The sequence below is a fragment of the Rahnella laticis genome (assembly GCF_015644585.1).
Classification (GTDB): Bacteria; Pseudomonadota; Gammaproteobacteria; order Enterobacterales; family Enterobacteriaceae; genus Rahnella; species Rahnella laticis.
The window spans coordinates 57,233-81,474 of sequence record NZ_JADOBI010000013.1 but is presented as its reverse complement, the minus strand read 5'-3'; the positions used below and the strand labels follow the sequence as shown (position 1 = coordinate 81,474).

29 protein-coding genes are annotated in these 24,242 nt (G+C 50.0%); 4 read left to right on the top strand and 25 right to left on the bottom strand.

Annotated features, from left to right (window positions below; genetic code table 11):
* Positions 1-10: 10 nt before the first annotated feature.
* The 12 genes from traU to traM all read right to left on the bottom strand — a co-directional run bounded on the left by traU (position 11) and on the right by traM (position 10,080).
* Positions 11-997 carry a conjugal transfer pilus assembly protein TraU gene (traU, locus tag IV433_RS22090; protein WP_195815958.1) on the bottom strand — a complete coding sequence of 329 codons (987 nt, stop codon included), beginning with the start codon at positions 995-997 and terminating at the stop codon, positions 11-13.
* The gene (gene traW, locus IV433_RS22085) at positions 994-1,623 is read right to left on the bottom strand and encodes a type-F conjugative transfer system protein TraW (protein WP_195815957.1); all 630 of its coding nucleotides are present in this window, start codon (positions 1,621-1,623) and stop codon (positions 994-996) included. Before traW ends, traU begins: the two co-directional genes overlap by 4 nt.
* Entirely contained in the window at positions 1,620-2,042 is a 423-nt protein-coding gene (gene trbI, locus IV433_RS22080; protein ID WP_195815956.1) for a type-F conjugative transfer system protein TrbI, read from the bottom strand. Before trbI ends, traW begins: the two co-directional genes overlap by 4 nt.
* Positions 2,039-4,630 (bottom strand): type IV secretion system protein TraC, encoded by a 2,592-nt coding sequence (traC, locus tag IV433_RS22075; protein ID WP_195815955.1) that lies wholly within the window; start codon positions 4,628-4,630, stop codon positions 2,039-2,041. The genes trbI and traC overlap by 4 nt, the downstream gene beginning before the upstream one ends.
* A gap of 12 nt (positions 4,631-4,642) precedes the next feature.
* Positions 4,643-5,188 (bottom strand): type IV conjugative transfer system lipoprotein TraV, encoded by a 546-nt coding sequence (gene traV, locus IV433_RS22070; protein ID WP_195815954.1) that lies wholly within the window; start codon positions 5,186-5,188, stop codon positions 4,643-4,645.
* A complete protein-coding gene (traB, locus tag IV433_RS22065) occupies positions 5,185-6,516 on the bottom strand; it encodes an F-type conjugal transfer pilus assembly protein TraB (protein ID WP_195815953.1) in 1,332 nt (443 codons plus the stop codon). The genes traV and traB overlap by 4 nt, the downstream gene beginning before the upstream one ends.
* The gene (gene traK / locus IV433_RS22060) at positions 6,503-7,240 is read right to left on the bottom strand and encodes a type-F conjugative transfer system secretin TraK (protein WP_195815952.1); all 738 of its coding nucleotides are present in this window, start codon (positions 7,238-7,240) and stop codon (positions 6,503-6,505) included. Before traK ends, traB begins: the two co-directional genes overlap by 14 nt.
* Positions 7,227-7,793, bottom strand: a complete 567-nt coding sequence (traE, locus tag IV433_RS22055; protein WP_195815951.1) for a type IV conjugative transfer system protein TraE — start codon at positions 7,791-7,793, stop codon at positions 7,227-7,229. Before traE ends, traK begins: the two co-directional genes overlap by 14 nt.
* Positions 7,794-7,812: 19 nt before the next feature.
* The gene (traL, locus tag IV433_RS22050) at positions 7,813-8,121 is read right to left on the bottom strand and encodes a type IV conjugative transfer system protein TraL (RefSeq protein WP_195815950.1); all 309 of its coding nucleotides are present in this window, start codon (positions 8,119-8,121) and stop codon (positions 7,813-7,815) included.
* 13 nt (positions 8,122-8,134) lie between these two features.
* A complete protein-coding gene (locus tag IV433_RS22045) occupies positions 8,135-8,476 on the bottom strand; it encodes a type IV conjugative transfer system pilin TraA (RefSeq protein ID WP_195815949.1) in 342 nt (113 codons plus the stop codon).
* 103 nt (positions 8,477-8,579) lie between these two features.
* Entirely contained in the window at positions 8,580-8,918 is a 339-nt protein-coding gene (locus IV433_RS22040; RefSeq protein WP_195815948.1) for a TraY domain-containing protein, read from the bottom strand.
* A 775-nt stretch (positions 8,919-9,693) separates the two neighbouring features.
* The gene (gene traM / locus IV433_RS22035) at positions 9,694-10,080 is read right to left on the bottom strand and encodes a conjugal transfer relaxosome DNA-binding protein TraM (RefSeq protein WP_195815947.1); all 387 of its coding nucleotides are present in this window, start codon (positions 10,078-10,080) and stop codon (positions 9,694-9,696) included.
* Positions 10,081-10,511: 431 nt separating this feature from the next.
* On the opposite strand from traM, the gene IV433_RS22030 reads away from it, so the two are divergent.
* Positions 10,512-10,967, top strand: a complete 456-nt coding sequence (locus IV433_RS22030; protein WP_229893642.1) for a transglycosylase SLT domain-containing protein — start codon at positions 10,512-10,514, stop codon at positions 10,965-10,967.
* Positions 10,968-11,318: 351 nt separating this feature from the next.
* Here the strand turns inward: IV433_RS22030 and IV433_RS22025 are convergent, their stop codons facing one another.
* The 3 genes from IV433_RS22025 to IV433_RS22015 form a co-directional block, all read right to left on the bottom strand.
* Positions 11,319-12,140, bottom strand: coding sequence for a DUF932 domain-containing protein (locus IV433_RS22025; protein ID WP_195815945.1), 822 nt, complete (start codon positions 12,138-12,140; stop codon positions 11,319-11,321).
* Between the two features lie 880 nt (positions 12,141-13,020).
* Entirely contained in the window at positions 13,021-13,299 is a 279-nt protein-coding gene (locus IV433_RS22020; protein WP_195815944.1) for a helix-turn-helix domain-containing protein, read from the bottom strand.
* Positions 13,289-13,609 carry a type II toxin-antitoxin system RelE/ParE family toxin gene (locus tag IV433_RS22015; RefSeq protein WP_195815943.1) on the bottom strand — a complete coding sequence of 107 codons (321 nt, stop codon included), beginning with the start codon at positions 13,607-13,609 and terminating at the stop codon, positions 13,289-13,291. The genes IV433_RS22020 and IV433_RS22015 overlap by 11 nt, the downstream gene beginning before the upstream one ends.
* A 367-nt stretch (positions 13,610-13,976) precedes the next feature.
* Between IV433_RS22015 and IV433_RS22010 the strand changes: the two genes are divergently transcribed.
* Positions 13,977-14,117: a hypothetical protein gene (locus IV433_RS22010; RefSeq protein WP_195815942.1), complete on the top strand. Its 141-nt coding sequence runs from the start codon at positions 13,977-13,979 to the stop codon at positions 14,115-14,117.
* Between the two features lie 198 nt (positions 14,118-14,315).
* On the opposite strand, the gene IV433_RS22005 is transcribed toward IV433_RS22010, so the two are convergent.
* The 6 genes from IV433_RS22005 to IV433_RS26230 all read right to left on the bottom strand — a co-directional run bounded on the left by IV433_RS22005 (position 14,316) and on the right by IV433_RS26230 (position 19,274).
* Positions 14,316-14,570: a type II toxin-antitoxin system RelB/DinJ family antitoxin gene (locus tag IV433_RS22005; protein WP_195815941.1), complete on the bottom strand. Its 255-nt coding sequence runs from the start codon at positions 14,568-14,570 to the stop codon at positions 14,316-14,318.
* An 87-nt stretch (positions 14,571-14,657) separates the two neighbouring features.
* Positions 14,658-15,518, bottom strand: a complete 861-nt coding sequence (locus IV433_RS22000) for a DUF4942 domain-containing protein (RefSeq protein WP_229893638.1) — start codon at positions 15,516-15,518, stop codon at positions 14,658-14,660.
* Positions 15,508-15,972, bottom strand: coding sequence for a DUF3085 domain-containing protein (locus IV433_RS21995; RefSeq protein WP_195815939.1), 465 nt, complete (start codon positions 15,970-15,972; stop codon positions 15,508-15,510). Before IV433_RS21995 ends, IV433_RS22000 begins: the two co-directional genes overlap by 11 nt.
* An 87-nt stretch (positions 15,973-16,059) precedes the next feature.
* Entirely contained in the window at positions 16,060-16,419 is a 360-nt protein-coding gene (locus tag IV433_RS21990; RefSeq protein ID WP_195815938.1) for a hypothetical protein, read from the bottom strand.
* An 87-nt stretch (positions 16,420-16,506) separates the two neighbouring features.
* Positions 16,507-16,701, bottom strand: a complete 195-nt coding sequence (locus IV433_RS21985; RefSeq protein WP_195815937.1) for a hypothetical protein — start codon at positions 16,699-16,701, stop codon at positions 16,507-16,509.
* 2,381 nt (positions 16,702-19,082) lie between these two features.
* Positions 19,083-19,274: an NUDIX domain-containing protein gene (locus IV433_RS26230; protein WP_229893653.1), complete on the bottom strand. Its 192-nt coding sequence runs from the start codon at positions 19,272-19,274 to the stop codon at positions 19,083-19,085.
* A gap of 344 nt (positions 19,275-19,618) precedes the next feature.
* Between IV433_RS26230 and IV433_RS21975 the strand changes: the two genes are divergently transcribed.
* Complete coding sequence (locus IV433_RS21975) at positions 19,619-20,050, top strand: bifunctional diaminohydroxyphosphoribosylaminopyrimidine deaminase/5-amino-6-(5-phosphoribosylamino)uracil reductase RibD (protein ID WP_195815936.1); 432 nt, start codon at positions 19,619-19,621, stop codon at positions 20,048-20,050.
* Positions 20,051-20,204: 154 nt separating this feature from the next.
* Here the strand turns inward: IV433_RS21975 and IV433_RS21970 are convergent, their stop codons facing one another.
* Together IV433_RS21970 and IV433_RS21965 are read right to left on the bottom strand one after the other, a co-directional pair.
* The gene (locus IV433_RS21970; RefSeq protein ID WP_195815935.1) at positions 20,205-20,672 is read right to left on the bottom strand and encodes a GNAT family N-acetyltransferase; all 468 of its coding nucleotides are present in this window, start codon (positions 20,670-20,672) and stop codon (positions 20,205-20,207) included.
* Between the two features lie 364 nt (positions 20,673-21,036).
* The gene (locus tag IV433_RS21965; RefSeq protein ID WP_195815934.1) at positions 21,037-21,678 is read right to left on the bottom strand and encodes a GntR family transcriptional regulator; all 642 of its coding nucleotides are present in this window, start codon (positions 21,676-21,678) and stop codon (positions 21,037-21,039) included.
* A 217-nt stretch (positions 21,679-21,895) separates the two neighbouring features.
* On the opposite strand from IV433_RS21965, the gene IV433_RS21960 reads away from it, so the two are divergent.
* Entirely contained in the window at positions 21,896-22,384 is a 489-nt protein-coding gene (locus IV433_RS21960) for an OsmC family protein (protein ID WP_195815933.1), read from the top strand.
* A gap of 628 nt (positions 22,385-23,012) precedes the next feature.
* Here the strand turns inward: IV433_RS21960 and IV433_RS21955 are convergent.
* Positions 23,013-23,774 (bottom strand): plasmid SOS inhibition protein A, encoded by a 762-nt coding sequence (locus IV433_RS21955; protein WP_195815932.1) that lies wholly within the window; start codon positions 23,772-23,774, stop codon positions 23,013-23,015.
* Positions 23,771-24,217: a conjugation system SOS inhibitor PsiB family protein gene (locus IV433_RS21950; protein WP_195815931.1), complete on the bottom strand. Its 447-nt coding sequence runs from the start codon at positions 24,215-24,217 to the stop codon at positions 23,771-23,773. Before IV433_RS21950 ends, IV433_RS21955 begins: the two co-directional genes overlap by 4 nt.
* Positions 24,218-24,242: the final 25 nt, after the last annotated feature.

Sequence of the window (24,242 nt, the reverse complement as noted above, 5' to 3'; positions counted from 1 at the left end):
ACTTGCTTCCTTACAAAAATACGCAGTTGCGCTTACGCCAGATGAGATAACCGAAGTTCTTGCGCCCGTTCGGCGGGTTGTGCCCCGCCTCCCAGCGCATGACCGTCTGCCCGAACGGGTGGCACTGCACAACGTCCGGATACATGTTGACCATCTGATAACGCCAGCGCTCTTTGGGAATGACAGGGGACGGATACTCAAAGCAGACCGCAGTGTCGGCGCCGACGGAGTTCATGATCATGCCCTGCCGGTGCAACTTGAACGCCATGCGCTCACTGACCAGCACCGAGGACTGCAGGGCACTGAACTCGTTGGAGACCCAGCCGGAAAACGGGTACATCGAGCCCTGCGAACCGGCACACCAGAACAGCGCATCGATAGGTTTATAGACGGCGCTGGCAATGGCGTCCGCCGCGCAGGCGCCCTGCGCAATGACGTTGTTAAACAACATCGCTTCCGGGGAAATAATCAGGCCCAGAGAACTGTCGTTCCACATTGGATCCAGCTCGGAGAGATAGCCGATATCCATGTCACCGCCCTGCAGGCAACCGGCGGAGGTGATGATATTGAGCCAGTAGGTCAGCGGATATTTGTACCAGTGGACGTGGTAAAACGCGCCGGCCGCCGGCTTGTCACTTTGTCCCGCCGTGCCGGAGCCGACCTTGCCGACGTTGAGGTTAAAACCGCCCAGATTGACCATGCAGTACGGTGACCGCGTCACGTCCGTCAGAGCCATCGGTTCCCAGTAGCCAATGGCGAGGCCTACGCGGTACAAAATGCCCATCGGACAGAACTGGATAGGGCTCGCCGGGTTGGCGGTGTCCGCCACGGTGCCGGTAGACACGGCGACGCTGCCGATGGAGATCGGGAAAATGCACTCCCAGCAGATATCGGTGATCGGATTGACAAACCGGCCTTCGCACTGCGGGTCTGCAGCTAACGTCTGCGTGCTGCCCAGCAGTAACAGCAACAGGGTGAAAGTGCGCAGCAGGCTCATGGCTGGCCCTCCACGGCAAACGTATCAATCTGCAGATGAACACCGTCAGGCGCCGCAGTCACGCGCGCCGGCACGGCGATCAGCGCAAATTTTTTGGTCAGCACGCCGTCCTGATCGAAATAAATGCGTGAACCGAGCGCCTTCGTGGCCTGCGCAATGTCGCCGTTGACCAGAATGACTTTGGCACTCAGCGTCGTGGACTTTTGCGTTTTAAACCAGGCCAGCTGACGCTTGTCGTCGGCGTCAATAAAGTAAAGGGTCTGCGCAAAGGGCACGCTGTCGAGCGGGTTCACCCGCTGCCCTTTCTTGGCAAACACGTGGCCCTGATGGTCGCTGATGTCCTGGCTGACGATAAAGGTCGGGTCATAGAGGCGCGTGGTGTTCTCCCGAGCGATGGCCACCCCCCGGACAGGCGCCGGCCGCAGGCTGTTCTCAATCACCCGCTGTTTAAACTCGTCCTGCTTTTGGGCTAGCTCGCCGCTTTTTTCCATGTCCCCCAGCCGCTGCTTCATCGTGCCGACCAGGTCGGGTTCGGCGATGGGGTATAAATCTCCCCAGGTGCCGAGGTCAGCGGCGCGGGCTGTGCTCAGGCCGCATAAAAGCACAATCAGGCAGGCGCGTTTCATCGGGCGTCCTTATCAGCGCGCATCCGGCGGGCCACGTCGCGCTGAATATCGACAGTAATGTCCTTCACGCCCGACACCACGGACGGCGCGACTAAAATCAGCGCATCATGGCGGTGCTGATAGTCTTTCAGGCTGGCGTCAAGCGCGGTGGTAAAACGCAGTGTCAGGGCATCACTCTCACCCTGCGTCAGCTGATGCTGCGCGGTCTGCGTCATAAACTGGTCAACGGTGCCTTTCATATCAAAGGTCACGGTCACAGGCGTCTGCCATTGGATAAGCAGCAGGGCAATGGCGGCATTCAGGGCAATCATCCCGGCGGCAACAACAGCCACCGGCACAATGCAGCGGTTGCGACGCTTACTGCGTTTTTTGACGGTCACAGACTGATGGTCAGACGGGGTTAGCGTATCGGGCGTCATGCAGCCTCCTGCCAGTTTTCAAGCTCATCCATTTCATCAGCAAACTTACGTTTAGCCAGGGCATACACCGCGTCGTGAATATCAACGCCGCGGCTGCGCTGCTCGCGGATAAATTCGAAATCCTTACCGTCCGAGCTGAACATCGCGCGGCTGAGTGGATCGACAAACAGCCGGTGGAACGAACTGGTGTCGTTGATGCGCAGCATAAAGCTGCTGAACCACTGGTCTTTGGCGTCGCCGAATTTCTCAATCACCTGCCGCTCATGCTCATTGAACTGATTCGGCCTGTTCTGGTTGTACTGTTTGAACTCGGCCGTATCCTGCTTGAGTACGACCTTGAATGCCGAGTTGCCCCACGCCGCTTTGGCTGCGCTCGAGGCATCGTCGGCGTCAAAGTCCTTGATGTTCTGGCTAATGGTGATGAAGGAGCCGAGGTGGCGGCGCACGGTGCGGTAGCCGGTTTCGATAAAGGCGCCGACCTTCTCGTTTTTGAAGTTGAGCAGTTTCCAGCCTTCGTCGATGACGCACAGTTTTTTCTGGCTGCGCGGGCTGCGGTACATCTTATCTTCGATGTAGATAATGAGGGAGAACATCACCGCCGCCAGCAGCGCCGGTTTGTCCTGCAGACCGCCCAGCTCCAGCACGACCATGCGGGCATCGTCGGTCAGGGAAGGTTCGTCGCTGTTAAAGTACTCGCCATAAATCCCGGACGTGGTGTACTTGGTCAGCAGCTCGATGATGTCGTCGAGCCGGCCGGTGATCCCCGGCGAGTTGCTGTAACGTTCGGACTGGCGTTCCTGGTCGAGATAGAACACCACGTCATCGATACGCGCTTTGTTTTTCTTCGCGTTCCAGGCGTTGAGCACGCCCTTGAGCAGGAGGTCTTCATGCACCTCATCGAGCGTGCCGTTGGGACTGGCGAGCACCGCCAGCTGGTCGCGGATGCGTTCGCCGGACTCGTTAATGTTGGTGATGTTGGCAAACGGGTTAAACTTGAGCGAACTGCCGTCGAGATAGGTGCCGCCGACGTTTTCGCAAAACGACTTATAGCCGTCCCCCATATCAAACACCCAGTTGATGCCTCCGGAGTCCAGCACGCTGCGGATAACCGGCTGTACGAGGCCGGTTTTGCCCGCGCCCGAGGTGCCGGTCACCGCCATGTTGTAGTTGGTGTTGCCCAGCCCCGTGCCGTAGATGTCTAAAAAAGCCAGCTGGTGACGATAGGACGGTGCCAGCAGGCCACCGGCACAGAGCCGGTTATCGGCCACCAGCGGCATCAGGTTCACCACCTGCGTGCTTTCGGTGCGACAGGTCGCGCCGCTGGCTTTCATGTCGTCCCACAAGCCTTCCGCCGCCATAAACGGGAACATGGCCAGGTAGTTACGCATCTGCATATAGGTCGGTGCATACAGCTGCAGGCCGTTCTTTTTGAACGTGTTAATCACCTGCTGCTCGCAGACCAGGGCGTCGTCGTCGTTGTCCGGGCAGAAGGTGGTGATGTTGAAGTAGTAACGCACCAGACAGCTCTGGTTGCTGTTCAGACGCTCGCGCAGGTCGCCCCACTCTTTAGCCTGTTTGGTCACGCCGGGAAAGATTTTGGCATAGGCCGAGTTGGCTTTTTTATCCAGATCCAAAAATTTGCGCGACGCCTCGCCCTGTGTGCTGACCTGATCTTCGGCCTCGAGCGTAAAGGTGATGACGAACGGGTTAGAAATACTCAGATCGGGGCTGAGCAGGTTGCAGATATTGTCCCCGCCCTGCCACAGAAAGAAGATGTCCGGGTTTTTCTCCTGCATAAAGTTCATCACGCGGGTGTGCGATTTTTTACCGCCCGACTGGTTAAGCGACACCGTCAGGCAGTCTGGCTTCACCTTCAGGTTAATACTGCGGTCAACGCACACGCGGTTCAGTTCATCAAAGGCATCGACCCTGACCGGCTCGGCGTACAGTTCGCCGTCGCGGTGGTTCACCATCTGACTGATCAGGTGGACGAACTCGTCCTGTGTCGCCGGGACGCAGGCGATTTTGGCCGAGTCCAGCGAGGCGCGCAGCACCTTGAGCAGGTGCGTCAATTCAGTGATGACCGCCGGCGTACGCTTTTTGGTTTTCATCGCATACGAAATATACAGGCGGTAATCACGCAAGGTCAGCGGCAGGTTGGTCGTGCTGTTGAACTGCTTTTGCGTGGCACGCTGATAGAACGCCCGGGTGATGGCGTTAAATTTATCGGCGTCCTTGCCCGTCCAGCGAAAATCGCGCAGGCCGGCGTCAATCTGTTCGCCAATCACGCGGCTGGAGACGAGGTGAAAAGAGATCGGCGTATTGCGCGGCAGCTTGCTTTTGACCATGTCGTCAAGTACGCCGATGATGTGCTCATTCGCCCCGATAAGCGGAATGGCCTGCAGCAAAAAGCCTATCGAGCCCTTGTTCATAAACAGCCCGCTTTCCTTGTCAAAATCACGATAAGGCAGCTGACTGCTGATCTGCGGATACTGCATGTCGCCAAGGGTCTGGTTGGCCTCGGCGGCGCCGTCCGGCATTTTAAAAGACGACATCAGCCGGTTAAGCGTTTCAACGATACGTTCCATGTTCAGGCGTCCTTATTGAATTGACTGCGGTATCTGCCAGCGGGCATCGTTTACGACGAACGACACGCGGCCGGGCTGGTGAAAGACGTCGTCGGTATCGACCCAGGGCGCAACCCATACGTGGGCAATATCTTCCACGGAGCGCTGTGCGCGCACCTGACCGGGGTTGTCGCAGCGGCCGGTCGGGCAGGACGGCATGGACAACGGCGTCACCGACGTGGTAACCCGCGGCCTGTTCAGGGGAGCCGGGCGCACAGGTGCCGGCGGAGCAGGTCGTACAGCGCCCGCCACAACCGGACGGGCTGGCAGCGCATACGAATTTGCAGACGGCGTGACCAATGCCTGCGGCGGCGGGTTAACCAGTCCAGGCAGTGCGCCCGCAGCCGGCTTTCCCGCCGCGTCACCTGACAGCTGACGCGCTTTCTGATTGGCCTGCCCCATCGTCATGCAGCGGTCGCTTGTGGTGACGTTACATTCAAGGTCACCGCTGACGCCGGCACAGCCGGTCAGCAGCCACACGCCGCAAATGGCGGATAATAAAAAACATGGTTTCATCATTCATTGCTCCCTGCATTCATGTCCGGATGAACCAGATCGCCGACTTTGAAGTCTTTCAGCTGACTCATCATGTTAGGTGTACTGATCGCATCGCTGGCATTGCTGGTTGCCTGCTGCAGCTGCGTTCTGCGTGCTTTTTTCAGCCGCGCTTCTTCGATGGTTTCCAGCTGGAAGCCGTCCTGAAACACCACCGTGACTTCGTTACCGGCACCGATCGGAATAATCGGGTGATACTGCTCAGCGCGCTTGATGTAGTAATCGCTCAGCGTCTTGGCCGCCTGGCTGACGCCCCCGCCTGCACCGGCCGCTGCGACATCGCCGGCGCCCATGCTGGCCGTCGCGCCCAGACCGACCTGCGGCGTCGAGGCCTGTGAAATGCCTTTGCCGATGCCGTCCACGAATCCGGCCCCAAACGCCCATCCCAGGATTTTGCCGTTGCGCATCACCACCGTTCCCTTGATGCCGTTTTTGCCCATAAAGCTGACGTGCCCGGGAATTTTCTGGTCGATGATGTCGCTGCCTTTATTGCAGCTGATGCTACGGGTGCGCACTTCGGCGCGTTCGCTGGACACGTCGCCGTAGGCTTCCGCCGTCACAAAGCAGCCCGTCAGGTCATACTCTTTGTCGTTTGGCATCTGAGTTTTGCCGGTCAGCCGGAACTGCATCGGCGCCGTGTTTTGCGCACCGGTCACGGCGGCGTTGGCGTCAGCGCCCTCGATGACCAGCGCGTCGGTAAAGCTGCCGGACGGGATGTAGGGCAGCGCCGGTTTGGCAGACTGGCTTTCATAGCTGAATGATGTGTTTTCAATGCCGCCCGCTTTTGATGGCATCGGGGTAAAGGTGGTTTCCCCCGCCTGCGGTACGCCCGCGCCCGGATAGAACTGCGTCGGCGGCGGAACGGCGCCGGGCAGCGGCTGAGTCATTGACGGTACCGGCTCGCCGGACGGCGCGTTATTAGCCGCCTCCAGCTGGGTCTGCAGCAGCTTGTTGTCTTCTTCCAGTGAGTTAATGCGCTGCTGGTCGCCCTTACGGTCGCGGGACAGTGCGTCCAGCTCCGCACGCAGGGCATCCATTTCCTTACGGACTTCCTTACTGGTGACCTGAGATTCGGTGATAGCACTGCGCTGCACCTTGTCATCAAAGGTGGTGTTGACCACGCCGGTCATGTCCGGCGCCGGTTCGCGTGCGGCTTTAGCGGTCTTTTGTTCCTTCTTAAAAGACAGGTTCGAGGCATACCAGCCGGCGCCCACGGCGGCAGATATCCCGAGCACCGCTGCAATAAGCAGGGCAATCTGCTTACGTTTAACCAGCGCATTAATATTGGCCATCGCTGACCTCCTGCGCGCGGGTGATATACACGGTCACCGACGTGCCCGGCAGCAGGGAAAGCACCGATGGGGTAAACATCACGGCGCGCACGCCCGCCCGCCAGAAATCCTGCTCTTTAAGGGCCACGGCGTAGGCAAACGGATTGGTGACGCGATAGCGCACCACGCGCAGCGCGTTGCCGGTCCAGGCTTCTTCCGCCGTCATGGACAGCCCGGCAGGCGCAGACAGGCGGTCATATTCTGTGCTGGCCGGTGCATACCCTGCCGGCATGCGGTTTTTAAGAATGGATTTGTTGATCTCCACCAGCAGGGACTCATATGGCTGGCTGGTTTCCCACGTTTTTGCCGCGGGGCGTGCCACCGGTTCAGCGTTCAGCAGGTGGTAGCTGCGTCCTTCACCGGCACGGGGCGTGGCCTGCACGGATACAATCTGCCCGTGCTCGGTTTCGATAAACAACGTGAAAGGCTTATCACCGGTCGATGAAAACAGTACCGCGCCGTCGCGGGTGTTGCGTTTGTCGGTCAGCTTGCCCGCCGCGCTGCTGATGCCGGTGATACGGTCGCCCGGGATCACGATAAGGTTCGGGTTAGTATTGCTGACCGTCAGCTGAAACTGACCGTTCGGCGGAAAGCTCAGGGAAACGGGCGCGTTGACGGCAAGGGCCGGTATAGAAACGAAGGCGCACGACAGCAGGCTTAAAAAGAGTCGATTACTTTTTCGCATCGTCAGCCTCCAGGAATGCCGCAATGGTGGTGACACCGCCGGCGTAGTCGAGCTTGAGCTGATAATGTTTAATCTCAGAGGCAGGTTTGCCGTTACCAATCCAGGTGTTAAGCACGCCGCGAATATCAACGATGCCTTCCACCGGATACACCTTAATCTGCGTCTGATAGAAGGCGCTGCTGACTTCGTTTTGTTTAACGCGACGCGCTTCGCCGGCGAGCGTCACTTTGAAATCGGCCTGTGCGCCGGGTCTGGCGAAGGAGAGCAAAAACTCGTGCTGGGCGTCGACGGTTTCCGGCGACACGTTGAGGCGCAGGGACAGAAACGACAGGGACATCATCTGCATATAACCCGGACTGGTTTCAGACTCCGACGTCCAAAACGGCGCGGTGAATGCCATCGGCACCGTAGTTATTTTCTGGTGCAGCGATAAATAGCGGTTTTGCACGACCAGCAGAATGACGGATACCAGCGCGAGAACCAGCAGGAGAAAAAGCGCTGCCATCGTCCAGGCGATAATCTTATTTGAGGAATTTCGGGCGGTAAGTTCCATAATACAGTCCCTGATTTATTTACTTAATCCATTGCCGAAAACTTGAGTCGGGTATGACCTTGAACACCGTGCGAAATAAGACGGTGGGGAAATACCAGTACAGGACGTTATAGAGCCACATACTGCCCTTCCCTCTTTTCGCACTGTGAATACAAAACCAAATCAGCACCGCTAACCCCATTCCAAATAATGCTTTGTGTGTTAACAACCCCCATACTAAGACGGGGATGGAGGGAATAGCTTCATCATAAGGCAATCCAAGAAAGCGGCGCTGTTCACTCAATGTTTTCGGGAAACGGTATTTATCAAGATTGTTTCCCGTATTCATTGTTTCATCTCTATTAAGCTGCCAGACCGAACCCGATAGTGGTAAATACGATAACGACCGCAATACCAAACAGCATGAACATATTTTTGGTTTTGATATATGTGATGATACCGACGATTACCTCTGCCAAGATAATCCAGGTGGCAATGGCTGAATTGGCACCGAAGGTGTCCGTGACAGTTTCTTTACCTGCAGCCATTAAGTCATCAGCCAGCGCATTACCTGAAAACAACATCAGCGCCACTAGAGCAGGAATAATTCCGCCTGCTGCTTTTCGCGCCTGATTCATTTCGCTGAAGGTTGATTTCGCTTTTTTAAAGACAGAGATACCCTTTGCCTTGATAGACAATTTCATAATTTACTCCATGTAAAATTTTAATTAGGGTTTCGGGTAACGATGTTACGCCGCCATAACGCTATCTAAAACGGATAGCGTTATGACTGGATAACAGATTTTTTTAACTTACCCTCCTCCCAATGCTTGCAATACCTGAAAATTTCGACAAGTGGTCCTGAATTCTAAGTGAAGCCTCTTTAGACTTATCCCTGGCATTGATAATCGCGCAAATCGAAAGTTTTTTATTGATATCTACAGGAATGCCGACAGTAAGGGATACGGTACCCCCAACCTTTGTTTTGTCAGGCACAATTGAGTTAAGAGAGTTATTCAAATGGTCTTGCAATCGAATACTCGCTTCTTTAGCTCTGGAACGAAAACTTCTTTCCGATGATTCAGAAAGAGATTCGTCAAAAGTTAATGGCAACTCGACAACAAGTCTTATTTCCTTTTTTTTCATTTTCCTGACTCCATTCGCAATAAGATTTAAATAAATAATAATCCGAAATTTCAAAAACTCAAAGTTGTATATATCAACCTAAATTTGAATTAATAATACCCAGTCCCCACCTGCGATACAGATCGATTTTGGCAAAAAAGCCGCCAACCTTAATGTAAAGATATGTCAGCAAAAAAACGTGATTTCTGAGCGACATTACATGCCAGAAGAAAAGAATGAGTGAGGAAATGCTAGGCGCTCCCAAGAACTAACGCGCCTAACAAATGAACCAGGGGGTATGTTCTAGTCGTTTGCCAAAGGCATTAAATAGACGCGACCACCGACTAACAACCTAATAAGAAAGACATTTCTTAATGCTTCGCGCGAAGGTACATCATAGCGCCTTATACACTCACTGAGTGTCTTTGTAGCCGATTGGACTGAAACGCTCCGATAAAGAGAAATGTCCTTAAGAGAGAAACCCGTACAAAAAAGGATCAAAGTCTCACGCTGTATGTCGGTAAGTTCGGGAAAGATATTGCGGAAATATATAGAATCAGTAATATTCATTATAGCCATAGCAACCTCTCATGTAGGATGTTTGTGGTGAGTTGGTAATAGAGATGGGCGTCTCTATTACCAACGTTAACAAGTTTCGGAATACCTCTCTAATATACCTTCATTAAGGTTGTAAACTCAAAGTCATTATCTATATTATTTGAATTAGATCCGATATATATAATTTATTTATAAATTAAACCAGATAGTTCCCCTAGGAATATTCGCGCACAAAATATTATTCATCCTCAAACATCTGCGGGAAAAACTGTTCCATTATTGTGTCCACTCCACTCTTAATTTGGGCAGACATTCTAGAAAGTTCAAAATCATCAACCCCTTTGATTTCAGTGCTTCTGGAAGAAATTCTGAGTAGTTTCTGAGATATAAGACTTGTTTTGATCATATTCTCCAGCATGACCTTGTTGAATTCAACCTGGCTGAATCCATCTTCCTGCCTGTTCCTTTGAAGTTTATAAACGCGCAAACCAAGCTCGACCAACATTGATGTCGTATTAGATAAGTTAGCTTCAAACCTATCTGCGCCTTCAGCTCTCTTCTCCAGAACGATATTATTGATTTCTTCTTCAATAGCGGAACTAACGAATGTTTGGATTTTTGGCATATTCATTCCTTAAATGTGCAGCTTTTATGGCAGAGTCTAAAATAGACTCTAGTACGGTTAACACCTTCGTTATCGTGATTCTTGAAGGACTATTTGGTGGATTAGATCATAGAGTGCAATCCCTGTAAACAACTGAAGAAAATAATTTAATATATATAGTAATCTTACTAGATTCGTTAACCACTCTTATAAGAGTATGCTTAGAACCTACCTTTTATCTAAATCTTAAATGTAAAAACCAATCTTAAGTTAACTAACTGTTTTAAAATATTAATCAGGCAAGATGAAATCTTGCGAAGGGTGTGAGTCTTTTGGTTAGAGGAGCAGGCATTTCTATACTGTCACTTTTTCCGGACTTGTGAATAACCGCACTTGGCATTTCCTGGTGAAAATGTGAGGATGTAGCACGGTCAGAGTTAATGGAATTAATAATGCTAAGGATTGTCACCGTGCTTTGTTTCATGTTCACGTTCACCGCCAATGCCTCGGATTGTTTTGATGCAGCAGGAAGGGACTATCATATTGATCCAGATCTCCTGCGCGCAGTTGCATTCCGGGAGTCATCGATGAATTCACATGCGATGAATATCGTTAGCCCTGATAAATACGCTGTGGGTGAAATGCAAATCCACTCACAAAACTTTGCTCATCTCTCACAGTTTGGTATAACACCGCAGTCGTTGTTCTCTGACCGGTGCATGAATGTTTACACGGGCGCTTATTATCTTGCCATAGCCTTCAAGCGCTGGGGGGTAAAGTGGGAGTCTGTCGGCGCATATAATGCAGGCTTCTCTCAAAAACCTGAGCAGAAGGAAAAACGACTGAAGTACGGAAAAGAAGTCCACCAGATTTACATGGAAATTAAAAATCAGAAAGCACCTCAGTAGGTATTATATCGGCAACGACTTATCCACATATCCATATGAAGCCAGCAAGGTTATTTTATCTCCCCAAGGTCTGGTGAAATAGCCGCAGCGCATTTTAACCTGTTCAGGGTTAAAATGACTGATTGTGGGTATGTGGGTAAGTTGTTCTATTCAGGGCGCCCCTGGGGCAGCGGGAAGATGGAAAGTCTTTTATTTCCATCGGGGCGGGCGGGGAATAAAATGCGTGCCGCTCGATGCGGTATGCGTTTTACAGGCGCGCACGGAAAAATATTAGCATCAACTGCTGATACCTTAAATGAATTAAAGCCGCTCATATCTTCAAAACTGGTTATAAATGAGCGGCTACGGACATTATGATTTCAATTGAATCATCTCTTGTGCCATTCTCCATAACGCCTGATTGAGCTTAATATCACCATCAATTCCGGTCACCTCCCGCGTTCTTATCCGTTTTCCTTTTTCTGTACGACCGCTTATTCCGCCCTTCATCACATTTTCCTGAATACGGTTAAATGTTGTCCATAAATCATTCCGGTCATCTTCCCAGCGGCGGTGCCTTATAACCTGCTCTGCCGTAATCGGGGCGGTTTTCCCTTCATATTTATATTCCAGTGCCGCAGTCCCGAGTAATAATCGCTCCGGTTCAGTCAGCTGAATACTGCGCATCTTATCGATATTTTCATCGACATTGTCAAAGGTCCGCAAAACTTCGTAAGCACCTTCAATGACCCGCCCGATAATATCGCCCTTATGGGGCACGCTGATTTCACCAAAATCCTTCCAGGCAACAAGACCATTTGTACAAATCTGCCGGAACATTCCGGGGATCATTTTGTAACTGCTTGAGCCGTCATGGCTGTTTAGTAAAATAATTTCCGGTACTTCCTTGCCGTCAATCTGGTCATGACGGCGCAGGCGTAGTAAATGTTTTGTGAATTCCCGCTTGTCTGCAATCCGTGTTCTGGACTGCGTTGCATAATAAGGCTGGAATCCCTCATCACGTAATTTATCCAATAACGTGATTGTCGGAATATAAGTATAACGCTCTGAACGCGAATCATGCTTTTCAGCTGAAAAGGCGCTCGGAACAATTAACTGAAGTTCTTCATTCGTCAGCGGACGGTTTTTACGGACAGATGACGGTAAGCGATAACGGCTGGCAAAACTGATCATAATGTTTGTCCTCTCAGGCAATGAAAATAATTGGCATTCGTTGTGTATTTAACCCCTCACCCGTTGAGTTGACGGGGCCGCGGTTTTAACGTTTTGCGGGAACCTGCTGAACGCTCCGGCTGGTTGTTACCTTCACCCGTTTGAGAGCCGTTCGCCGCAGGGGCGAAACAAAGCACTGACCGGAGCAGATGTCCGGGGGGAGCGGGAAATTTTTCCGGTCTAATGGAGCCTGCGAAATGGCCGGAGAAAATTTATTGCGAAAGGCTGGCCGTCCCTAGACCACAAGGCGGACTGTGCTTGTCTCAGCCCCGGCGAATGGACTCAGAGGGGTGAGTGCATAAACAGGAAATGAGCAGGTTACCGCCGCAACGACAGTAAGCGCGTGCGCGTAACGGCGTTGCCCTTTGCAACCCATCGTGATTTTGGTTTTCCGACGGGTTGTCGGGAGCGCAGGCAACGGCGTGACAACGCGGCGCATCCGTTTACGGATGCTGCAAGCGGAATTTTCGCGTCAGGATGGAAGCCCGGAGGGCAGAGACAGCTTGTCTGGCTCTGTTAACGACAGCCGTGCCCGGGGGCGACGTCCACAAGCAGCATTTATTACCCTACAATCAGCACAGAAGGAAAACACAAAGGGATCCCGAACACTACAGCTGAAAGGATAATAAGAAGAGAATTAAGGGGCAGACGGAAGAAGCAAATGACTTCTGTCCGTGTCGAATTTTACTGGAAAACAGCCGCGGCAAAGCCGCAGCCGTTTCGTTTTTAGTTTATCCGCGCAGGCTGAAGCGCGAACATAATCTAACCCTGAGAATGTCCATCGATGTCTATTAATGAGATATCCGAACTGAGTACAGCTCGATGAAACATTGTTGCGGGTTCAGATCTGTTGCAACTTAAAGCTGATACCACATGCACGCGCATATCGGATGAGTGTTTCATAGCTCATTTTGGTAGCATTTTTTTCCATTCTGCTGATTGTAGGCGGCTTAATCCCCATACGTTCCGCTACCTGAGCAGAGGTTAAACCGGCTTCAATACGCCAACCCTGTAATGTCTGTTGAAGGCGTTCTAACGCTATTTCGGCTTCATACGCAGTGCGGTACTCAGGATCTTGCATGGATTCAGTATGAATTTGATCGAGTGTCTTAAATTTCATTATTCATCTCCTTGAGTCTTCGGAGTGCTGTTTCTATCTCGCTACGAGGTGTTTTGGCCGATTTTTTTATAAATATACGAAGTAAAAAAATCCGCTCACCGGCCTGATATACCCACACTCCACGGGCGATATCAGTTCCCATCGTCCTGATCTCAAATAATCCATCTCCCAAAGGCTTTGTGTCCGGCTCTCTTAGTAAGCGCGGGTTGACCTCTAATTTTTGCAGTAACCGGGTCATCTTTGCCCTGATTGTGGCAGGCAATGCTATAAATTCCAGTTCAGCTTCATCATGAAAAATTACTGTGAACACATGTGTTCCTCCATGAAACAATGTTAGCCTTAAAGCTATCTTAGCTCAAGAGCTAACTTACCTTTTTTTTATCCATCAGTACAGGCTTCACAATACTCGCTCATCAGCTTTTACACATGAAGGGGGTAACATGCAGGTGTTATGTGGAATTTGCGTCAGGATGGAAGCCCGAAGGGGCAGAGACAGCATGTCTGGCTCTGTTTACGCAGCCGTACCCGTAGGGTGACGCCCGGCAGACAAAAGTTATTGAAAAACGCTTAAGCAAGGCGAGTAAGAAGAATCAAAAGATGAGTAAGAGAAGGTATATGAAAAGTAGCACTTTTCTGATGGGGTACAACTAAGGGGTTAGTCTGCGAAGGGGCTGGAAATGAAAGCGGGAGAACGGCAGCGGCGTAGCCGCAGCAGTATACCAGGAGAGTTTTTACCGGTGGCAGGAAAGACTTATGAAGGTATCCGGTTTTCAGCATCAGAATATGTTTCTGTTTTTCATGCTTTCCGAAAGCAATAACAAAAATGATAATTTCCTGATCTATCACATGATAAACCAGCCGAAAACGGACTTTCTCAGCGTAATTTTATAACACCTTTTAAAATTACCTCGATCCTCGGGTCTTCCTGCAACTTTTTATGCTTCTTTCTGATTTATTCCCTGATGGCACAATCAAGTTTCTCCCATCCCACATAAGCCCGTGCAATAAACCTGATCTCAAACCTCATCGATGTTTACCCTGATACGTGCAACAGGATGCGCCATGCGCTCTTTAGCAATTTTGATGATGTCATCACCGTTATCGCTGTCGGCGACCACCACAGTTACAGCAGAAAATGGCAGTTTCTCGTTATCCACAACGTACTGAAACAACTGTCGCATCGCATCGGAAGGATCGATGCCTAATTTTTTTAAGACCTGGGTTGCTTCTTGTTTTAAATTTTCCTCAACGCGGATCTGCATCCTGCTCATAGAAATCTCCTCAATCGTAATGACGGATATAATGCAAATTGCATCTGCTGCATTTTTGGCGGGAGTAACCCCCGCCAGTATGTTTGATTACAACCTTGAGGGAAGCATAGACGGATAATGACGGGCAACAATATCGTTTATACGGTCAACCAGTTCGGGCCGTTTAAAGGTGATATGCGCCGTTCCTTTCAGGTAATAGCGCATCGAGAAATATTCGGCCTCATAGACCTCACCGGAAAACCGTTCACGTGCGAAATATTCCGCAAATTTCGCCCCCTCCGATACCCTGTAATCTGGAACATTGCGCCCTTCCAGCAGGTAAAAAACTTTGGTCAGATCGTCCAGCTTTGACCTGCCCAATGTGCTGAAATGAATGCGGCCGCTGCTGTAGGAATCCATCAAACGAGAAACAATAATTTTTTTGCCGAATCTGCACGGGTTGTTGGTCTTATAATCCCATGACAGCGATTTAAACAGGTCGATCACCCCCTGCTCAAAGGTGTCATTTTTGCTTGTGTGAAGGTGGTTAAACGTGGCCAGTACCGTATCAAGCGTAATTTCTGGCATATTTTCACCCGATAACTCCCTGTACCATTCATCGCGCTGTCGTGTGCTCATCAGTGTACACATGCCGGTTTCATTCATCAGCCGCTCCCAGATTTTGCCGTCAACTGCCTTTTTGATGGCTTTCTCTGCCCGTTCAGGTTGGTCTTTCCAGCTCAGTGCATCCTTCACGCAGAGTTCAAAACCGTAGAGGTACTCCCCGCCGGTGGCCGCTAATAGCAACTTTCGGGCAGATTTAAGTATGTCCAGCGCCTCAGCGTATTGTTTCAGGCCGTTTTCCCGCAGGGCAATAATCCGGTCAATCTCTACCGAAGGGATCATCTCCCCCGCATGCTGTCCGTTGATATCCAGATCGGCAACTGCTGTGTGCTGTTCATTCAGCATGGTTAACCTCCGCATCCCGCGCTTTAACCGCGTACACAAATCCGCTCTCGGTGACCTGCATGACCAGATCGGCGATGCCTGACTCCACGCTGTCATGCATATCCGGCGACAATGTCACGCATTCCCATATATCACCGCCTGCTACCACTTCGTCTATAGCATTGAAAAATGTCTCAGCATCGTCACTCTGATAGGGGTCAAATCCTTCCGCATAAAAAATATTGCGCTTTCCCCTGACAAAAGATGGCTTTTCAGCCGTCAGATAAATGCCCTCATCCACCAGTAACCACAGCTCGCACGCATTATTTTTTACATCCGCTATCACCGGTGCCAGCGTTTCGGCTTTAAACAATAATTCCTTCGGTATCACCTTTTCCGTCACTGTCGTTGAAAAAGCGGTCTCAGACTTTACAAACTGAGCGGGTGGTGTAATGATTCGTACTTCAGTATTCATGGCATGAACTCCAATCGAGTATTGAAGGCCGGTCTGACTTTCCTAGGGGCAAACCGGCATGACAGGGCAGACGAAAGTCTGCTTTTTTCATTTCTGCGATATAGTTTCTTTGCTTAGCACCTCCTTAGTAATGCGGTTCACAATCGCCTCATGCAGCATCGATGCCTTGTCGCGGAACGTGAAATACCGCTCCCCCACCTTGGCATAAATATCCGTCACGTCGCCGCAGACCATCTCAGCCAGTTTGAACGATTCGCAAAGCGCGTCGCCCTGCCAGTCCTTCGGATACATTAGCGAGATAGCATCCATAAATGCCCCCAGCGTGATTTCTGATACCTCCGTGTAGGCGATTTTTTCGCACTGTTGCCAGTAAGCCGCTTCTGCTGCTGCGTTCCATTCGAAACGGTCAGTGCTGTTGTAGTCGGTGGTGATTTCAGGTTGATACATGGTGTTTCTCCTTGATTGTGATGACGGGACGATCCCTCCATCGGGTACTATTTGCTCGGAATTACTCAGACTCTTTAAATGCCTCATTCAATTGGGCGAATGCTCCCGAATAAAGTAATTACAGACGTCAAAACGCGTAAATTTTTCACCATAATGCAGGTGGGCTTCTTCCGCACAGGCCACGTTGCTGTGGGCTTTATTGATAATTCGACGAAGTTTTTTTGAACATCTTTCGGGCGTTTTTCTTGTGGCGGTTTTGACGTTGACGTTATGTGTGTGCATTCGGGTTCTCTCCTTAAGGTGAAAATTCATCTAACGGTCTGTTATCTCGCGGCAGGGGCAACGGAGTAATGACGCAGGCATGAGCAAGGGGCGGAGACAAAAGTTTTACGAGGCACGAGGAAAAGTTTTGGCGGAGTACATTTTACCCCTTGAGGAATGACCAGGCGGTGCTACGTTACAGCCCCGTGCGTGATAACACGGCCGTGATGAACACGCAGAACCGGACGGATGCACACACCCGACACGACGTAAGGCGCGGCGTCTTTAGCGCCGGTGGCCATATCACCGGCAGTTTAGGCGGCGCGGCCACTGGCCGTTGCAAGCCATCAGTTGCGTCAGGATGGAAGCCCGCAAGGCAGAGACAGCTAGCGGGCTCTGTTCACGACAGCCGAGCCCGCAGGGTGACGCCAGGCCTACGAATTTTTTGCCGTGCAATCAGCTCAGCAGGAAGAAAAAAGAAAGTCACACGCTTCGCTGCACGAACCACAAAGGAAATAGCACCAGGAAGATAATAAAAAAGGGTCAAACGAAAGAAATTAGTCGGGTACGGAGGTAAACCAGAATGCGGAATAACCACAGCGGCGCAGCCGCAGCAGTTTCTCTGCAAAAGGTGTTAGCATCGGCAAAATCAGGCGGAGTTTCTCCCGCCAGTGAGCAGACTCAAAGTCCAGGCGGCGACATATCCAGATACCCGACATGCTGTGGCAGTGGTTGTTTTTAGGGATAAGGCATCATCGGTCACCGAAGACCACGAAAAAGAGTGGCTGCGCAACCCGCTGGGGGTGTTTTAAGCTCGGCAAAAGTCAGGGAGCGAGACCACAGCCAAGTTATGCCAGTTTCGCAGTTCATCCAATAACTCCGGATGGTGAATGAGTACACGGAGTAATTATATAATCAACGGATGCGGCTGTGCCTTCCTCTGCTCATAACGCGAAAATGCATTCACGTCCCACTAAAAACCTCGGGGATTTTTTGATACTAAAATCAAGTTCTCCACCGCCATAAACGAAACACTTCATATTACTTATCCTTGAATAAGACGATCAAAACACCGTTACTGACCGTTAGCTTTAGGCAAAGTCACGCCGGAGACGTGAACAAGAAGATAAAATTAAAATAATTTAAGTGAGGTACAATGTGGCTGAAAAACAGGATTTTTCGTAGAACATTTTTATCGCCTATCGGCGCGATTGAGCATAACCTATAAAACAATTAACTTTAAACTTCATTAAAAGTAACTCAAGAAATATTATATTGGAGAGACAGGAATATGGAAGTTAATAAACCCGCTCAGACCTCAGAACATGAACCTTTGAAGGCTGGCTTTACCGCATTTTCACATCAATCCTTAGTAATGAAACTCGCCCCGTCCCATTCACTGCCGGAATTGGCGAGTTCAATTAAACCAAGTTTAGGTCAGCCATGTGACACGTTGTTGGCCATAAGTAGGCATCGTAAGGGTGCAGACATCGTTGTGGTGAAATTCTTTGTAAGTACAGGGAGGGACGCTCCCAATAGGTATTTATACTGCATCGCATTGGAAAACAGTCGGGGTGAGATGGTTATGAATGAAGTTCATTCCGACTTTCTTACTGCATGTGAAGTCCACAAACGTCTTAAAGAGATAATTGATGTAGCTTGAGCATATAATAAAAGGTGGAGAGAATGATTAAATTTCACGATATTCATTACCACACGTCCAGTGGTTCAACCGCTGATTAAAATCCTTGGTTCGATTCTAAAGACGACAGCATTTAAATAATAAGCATTGAAATGATTATGCAAAACAATATTGGACCGAAGGGGAGTAACTACCTTAAGCCTAAATACTTCAGAGTATGGTTTAAAGAACCGGATAACTAACAGGCGTTTTAATGAATTTTAATAAGCTGGGTTGCGGCTATTTTAATATATAGCCTCCTGGATGTGGCTGACCCGGGCGCACTCGTTCATCCAGGCCTTGCCAGTATTACCCATAAACCCGCAATTATTTTCCGGGACTGAGCTCGGAAATAACCTATCGTCCTACATGATGCATGCCAATCATTTTTTGATAGTTGTTTCCCCCAAGTCGTCGGATATCTGCTCAGAGCTAATGTTAGCAGGGGTGCGTGACGTCCGCTGTTCGCTCGTAGCATCCCTTTGTCATACGCATACTGACTGAGGAGCGGAAATATTGCTACGTAGCAGAGGTTACTTACATATGTCCCAGCCACATTCTGAGTAACTCTCATCAGCACTAATGGCTTCAATAGCCTGCCTTACATAGGGTATTGTTTCTTCTGGCAGATTCGACATTTTCTTCCAGCTTACTTCGGCATGCTTGTCAGGTTCTGCAAGGAAAGGTACACCACCCCATTCTCGGCAGATAAAATAATGCCCTACCCATGAACGGTTTTCCGTCCACACATGCATGGTATGTACAAGGTCAATTCTGAAGGAATTGCGTGCACCCCTGCCTCTTCTTTTAGCTCTCTGACGGCAGCGGTAGAGAGTGTTTCACCTTTTTCTAAGCCACCGGCAGGTAAGCTAAAGCAACCATCCATCCAGCCCGTATTAGGTCTTCGGAGCATACAGAGTTCATCCCCTTTTATAAGCAAAACGAATACTGCTATGGATAGATTATATCTGTCACGGCTCATGTAGCGATTGCCCCTTAACTAAGAATACTGTCTATATATGCATTACTTTTATGCGTTTTGATATCTGTTAATTTTGAAAGTGTATGGCCAATTAGTGTGTTGTATCCATCGGTTGAACTCATAGCTGACATGCGTTCCTTGCAACAGGCAGCAGTATGCCAAAAGCGGAAGTATCAAAAGGTCAGTACGAGTTAATTGATTTAAATAATGGACATTCATGCCGGATGATTTGAAAATCGTAAGCCTGTGATTTACATATTAGGGCATGAAAGCGGATGAGCGAAAATTTAGAATTCATGTTGTTAGCGCTTGAAAAATCACGCCAAGCGCTACCTGGCTGCAGACCAAACCCACCTGTTGGATGCGTGATTGTACATAAACGGGAGGTAGTTTCCGAAGGCTTCACTCAACTTCCAGGCCATCATCACGCAGAGATTGACGCCATTTCAAAACTAATGGTTCCAATTGGTGAATGTGAAATCTTTGTCACACTTGAACCCTGCTCCTATCAAGGAAGAACCCCTTCCTGTGCCTTGACAATTGCTGAGCTAAAACCGCGCCATGTCTATGTAGCCATTGAAGACCCTCATCCTAGAAACTGCGGAGAAGGACTCAGAATTTTAAAAAATGCAGGGGTCAGCTTTACCCTAGGAATTGGAAAACGAGAAGTAGAGAATTTTCTATCGCCTTTTCTGGTGAAGTCCTAGGCAGTGTGGATACAACAAAACTGTGCTGGCCATAAAATTTCGGTCCGCTATTCGCTCATAGTTTCCCCTTGAACCTTTAGCGGATAGACCTGAGTAGTTACGCACCTTAAAATGATTCAAGAAATCTTTATTTCGGGTGCAGTTTTAGTAACCGCTACAATTTTTTGCTCATAAAGACAGTCTTTCCACCCATGAATTTTTCACGTCTATCGATTTCATATCCTAGCGCCGCATATAATGCAATGTTGGCCTCGAATGCTTCGTTCGTCTGCAGGCGAATTTCCCCAATCTTAGCTTGAGCTGCTTTACTTTCAACATGCGACAGTAATCTCCGGCCGATTCCAATTCCTTGCCGGTGGGGATGTACCGCAACATTTTCTATCCAAAGATGATCAGCATGGAGCCATATTTCGATGAGGCCGACGACATCCCCTGCAACAATGGCTAGGTCAATGTCATGCTCACGGACGACTTTATTGAAATCGGCCTTCATCGGGGTCGGTTCACGACCAATGACCGAAATCCATTTGGAATAGGCCTCAAGTACTATCTCACGAACTAATTCTACATCATTTTCTTCCGCGCGGCGGAACCCAACGACGATGTCATGCGATTTGCTCATATAAACTCCTTGAAGCTCGGCTGCCACTAATATGTGCAACATAGCAGGCTGTTCTGCTTTGTGACTAATTAACTCCGGTCGGTGCGGCCAAATCGACGTTGCCACTTCCTGGTTACTGACACTGGATAGAATAATCAAAATGTATAGTTGGAGGTAAAAGAGGTTAGAAGGCATGCTACCGGCCTGGTCGTTAGGGTTGACTTGGTAATTAAGGTCTCGCCGTTTGAATCAAATTCAACTGGTCCGTAATGTCCGATCCTCGCTCATAACTGCCCTCTTTACTGTTAGGGCAGCTGAGTGCCAGAAGCGGATCCTGCAAACGCTCTGCCGTTTGGATTTTTATCGCGAGCAGCAGCTCCCTGGATTACCGATTGGTCATATAGCTTTTTAGAATCAGCCCGGCAGAAAGAATATGTTCAACGGTAAAGTCGCGAGCAGCAGCGGGATCACCCCGCAGGCAGGCGTTTAAAATATGCTCATGTTCATCCTGAAACTTGAGTGTTTCAGACAGTAACCGATGCTGCAATAGTTCATATCTTTCAATCTGCGCTCGTAATCCATTTATCATTTTCAGCAGGCGCTGATTTTTACACTTACGGTATAACAGCTCATGAAATTCCCGGTTGTATTGCCCCTGTTGTGTTGATTCGCTGACGCTACCAAGAAGTTTGTGAACAAGCTCTGCCCGCGTAAGCGTTTCTGAATCCATGTATTGAAGACTCTGAAAAATAGCATCACCTTCCAGTAAAGCACGGAGTTGATAAATTTCGTCAACATCGTGAACGGTAAGCGTCCTGACGACGGCTCCGCGGTTTCTGTAAACGTCAACTAAGCCTTCCCTCTCAAGTTTCTGGATTGCTTCTCTCAGCGGGATGCGGCTGACAGAAAACTGGCTGGCGAGGTCTCTTTCCACTAGACGATCACCGTCCTGCAGCGAGCCGTTGTTGATTAAATTTTTTAGCTCAAAAACAAGCATGTCCGCGGTCGAAAGAATAACCGAACTCATAAAACCTACTTTACTTGATGGTATAATGGTATACCATTATACCATCTGTATAAGCACTTTGATAATGATTTACGGTAAGTCGTGCTTCATCTGAGAGTGACTAAACGTAGAGAAGATAGAGTGGTAAGAATCTCAAAAGCAGATAAATATTTATTTCATTGGCCGACTGAGAGTGTATTGCTAACGAGCAGACATTAAGAACTGGAGCGGGAAATTTATGGAACACAGTTATTCGTCACATATATGTTGGACAGGAAATCTGGGCAAAGGGACAACAGGTTATCGTTCATATGACCGGACATGGGATATTTCTATCGCTGGAAAGGAAATAATACATTGTTCTAATGACCCGATACTGGGTGGTGACCCTGGTAAAATGAATCCGGAAGACCTGCTTATATCCTCTCTTTCTGCATGTCACATGCTGTGGTATTTACATCTAGCATCAGATGCGGGCATCACTGTAATGGATTATGAGGATTCGCCGGTAGCAACAGGAGAGGTGTTAAAAAATGGCGCTGGCCGCTTCCTGTCAGCCGTACTCAGGCCAAAAATTACTGTCGTAGCCGGTACTGATATTGATGCTGCAATGGCTATTCACCATGAGATCCATAAAGTGTGCTTTATTGCCAGATCAGTAAACTTCCCTGTGAGCTATGGCCCTGAGTTTATTATCTCTGACGAAGCGCATTCTGCAACGGTGTAAAACTCAATGCCGGATAAGGCCGGTTAGCAGGACGATAGCTAACAGTTACTGTATCAGCCAAACCTCCGTTCATCGCTCAAAACTGCCAGGAATGGTTGTACCCACAACTAATTTCGATCTCATAGCCACCACACATGACAGTTGCTTGCAGGCGAGTCGGCACGTCTACAGTGCGGGCACGGCATTGGCGCTAACTTTGAGAAATAATCAGGGCAATAGAATAAAAAGGGAAAAGAGGACAGTGCCGTTAACACCATGTTGTGGAGCAACACGACGTCATTAGCGTTTGCGCCCCGGTGGGGACGGCCACCGGAAACTGGGATGTGTCAGATAAAAAATGCCGCAACGGGAGCCACGGCGATAATAAGTGAGGAACAGGTGAGGCTAAATAATGCCGACTAATCTAAATGTTATTGTGGCTGCAGTTAAAAGCAGTGCGATAACCATGTATAAGTAATTTTTACCCGATTTACTAAACCGGATACTGCAATACACTACTGCGAGTAAATTTAGAATAACTACTAATACAAACATGATAATTTCCTTTATCTGAATGATAAATTGATCTCTTGTACGCCCTTGTATTGCGGCTTCTTTCGCTCTCAGAGTAACTTCCTTTTGTACAAGTCTACCTGACTACAGAACAAAGACTGACATCTTCAGCACACCTGCTCTTACCCCGGACTGTGAGCCTGTTTGACAATAGCAGAGCATCAAACCACTGCACTGCCGTTGGCCGTTTTCCTAGTTCATCGTTTATATTATCAAGAATCGCCCGCAACGGCTGACCTGAGTAAAATATCTCGCCCTGCTGGCGGGTAAAACGCCCGCCCCACGCCGCTAACATGTCCGTCAGGTCATCGTCATAAATACCCCGCTTTTCCTGCCGTTTGTACCATGCTTCCAGCCCTGTTGGGGTCACAAATGCCAGCTCGATTTCAGCCTGTGCCACGGAAGTCTGATAGCGCCTGCGCTTTTGCTGCCGCGCCTTTTCTTGCAGCTTTTCCCTGCGGCTGTAGCTGGCATCCCATCGGCGGTTCTGACGTTCACTCAGACGATAACCGGTTTGCGGGAAATATTGTCCGACCGCGCAGCCCGACAGCGGCAGCGGGCACACGCTGCCACGGCTTTCCACCAGTTTATCGAGCGCAGCCAGATAGCGTTCTTTCGGTTCACCGGCACGGTCTTTCGGATCGTAGTTTGAGGCAGCTCGGCGCACGTCTGTTGCACTGATGCGTCCCGCCTCCCCGCCGCGCAGCTGGCGGAGCAACGCCACGGCATAAGGATACTGTCCCCGCCGGCGCCGACCGTCTTCCACATCAATGATGGCCTGCAGCGCAGCAGCCTGAAACGGATTCACGGGCACTAACGAAAGGTGACGGGGGATCATACTGCACCCCCATTTTTTCGCAGCGTCGCAGCCAGTTGCTCAGGGGTGTTCAGTCCGGTGGCAACCAGCGTTCCAAGTGTGCGAAGGGCATCAAAAATCAGCGAAGGCTCAAACGTTTCGCTGCAGCAAAGCCACGCCACCGATGCCCCGCCGTCAAACGGCAAATGCATCTGCCAGAACGGCACGTCGTCGCTGCTGCTGGTCAGGCAAACCACAACCTGCGGGTGAGATTTCAGGGTCAGCCTGATGTTTACCGGCGCACCGGTACCAAACTCACAGCGGTGCTCCATGTCGCACAGCCAGTTATCGGACAGGTGCAGCTGATGGACAACGCCACGGCTCAGGTCGCTACGGGAAGCCTCACCGCGCTCTGCGTACTGCTCCAGTTCACTGCCGTTCATCGCGTGTAACTCGGCAAACGATAATTCATTACATCGGGTCATGTCGTTACTGCCGCCCCTTGCGGAG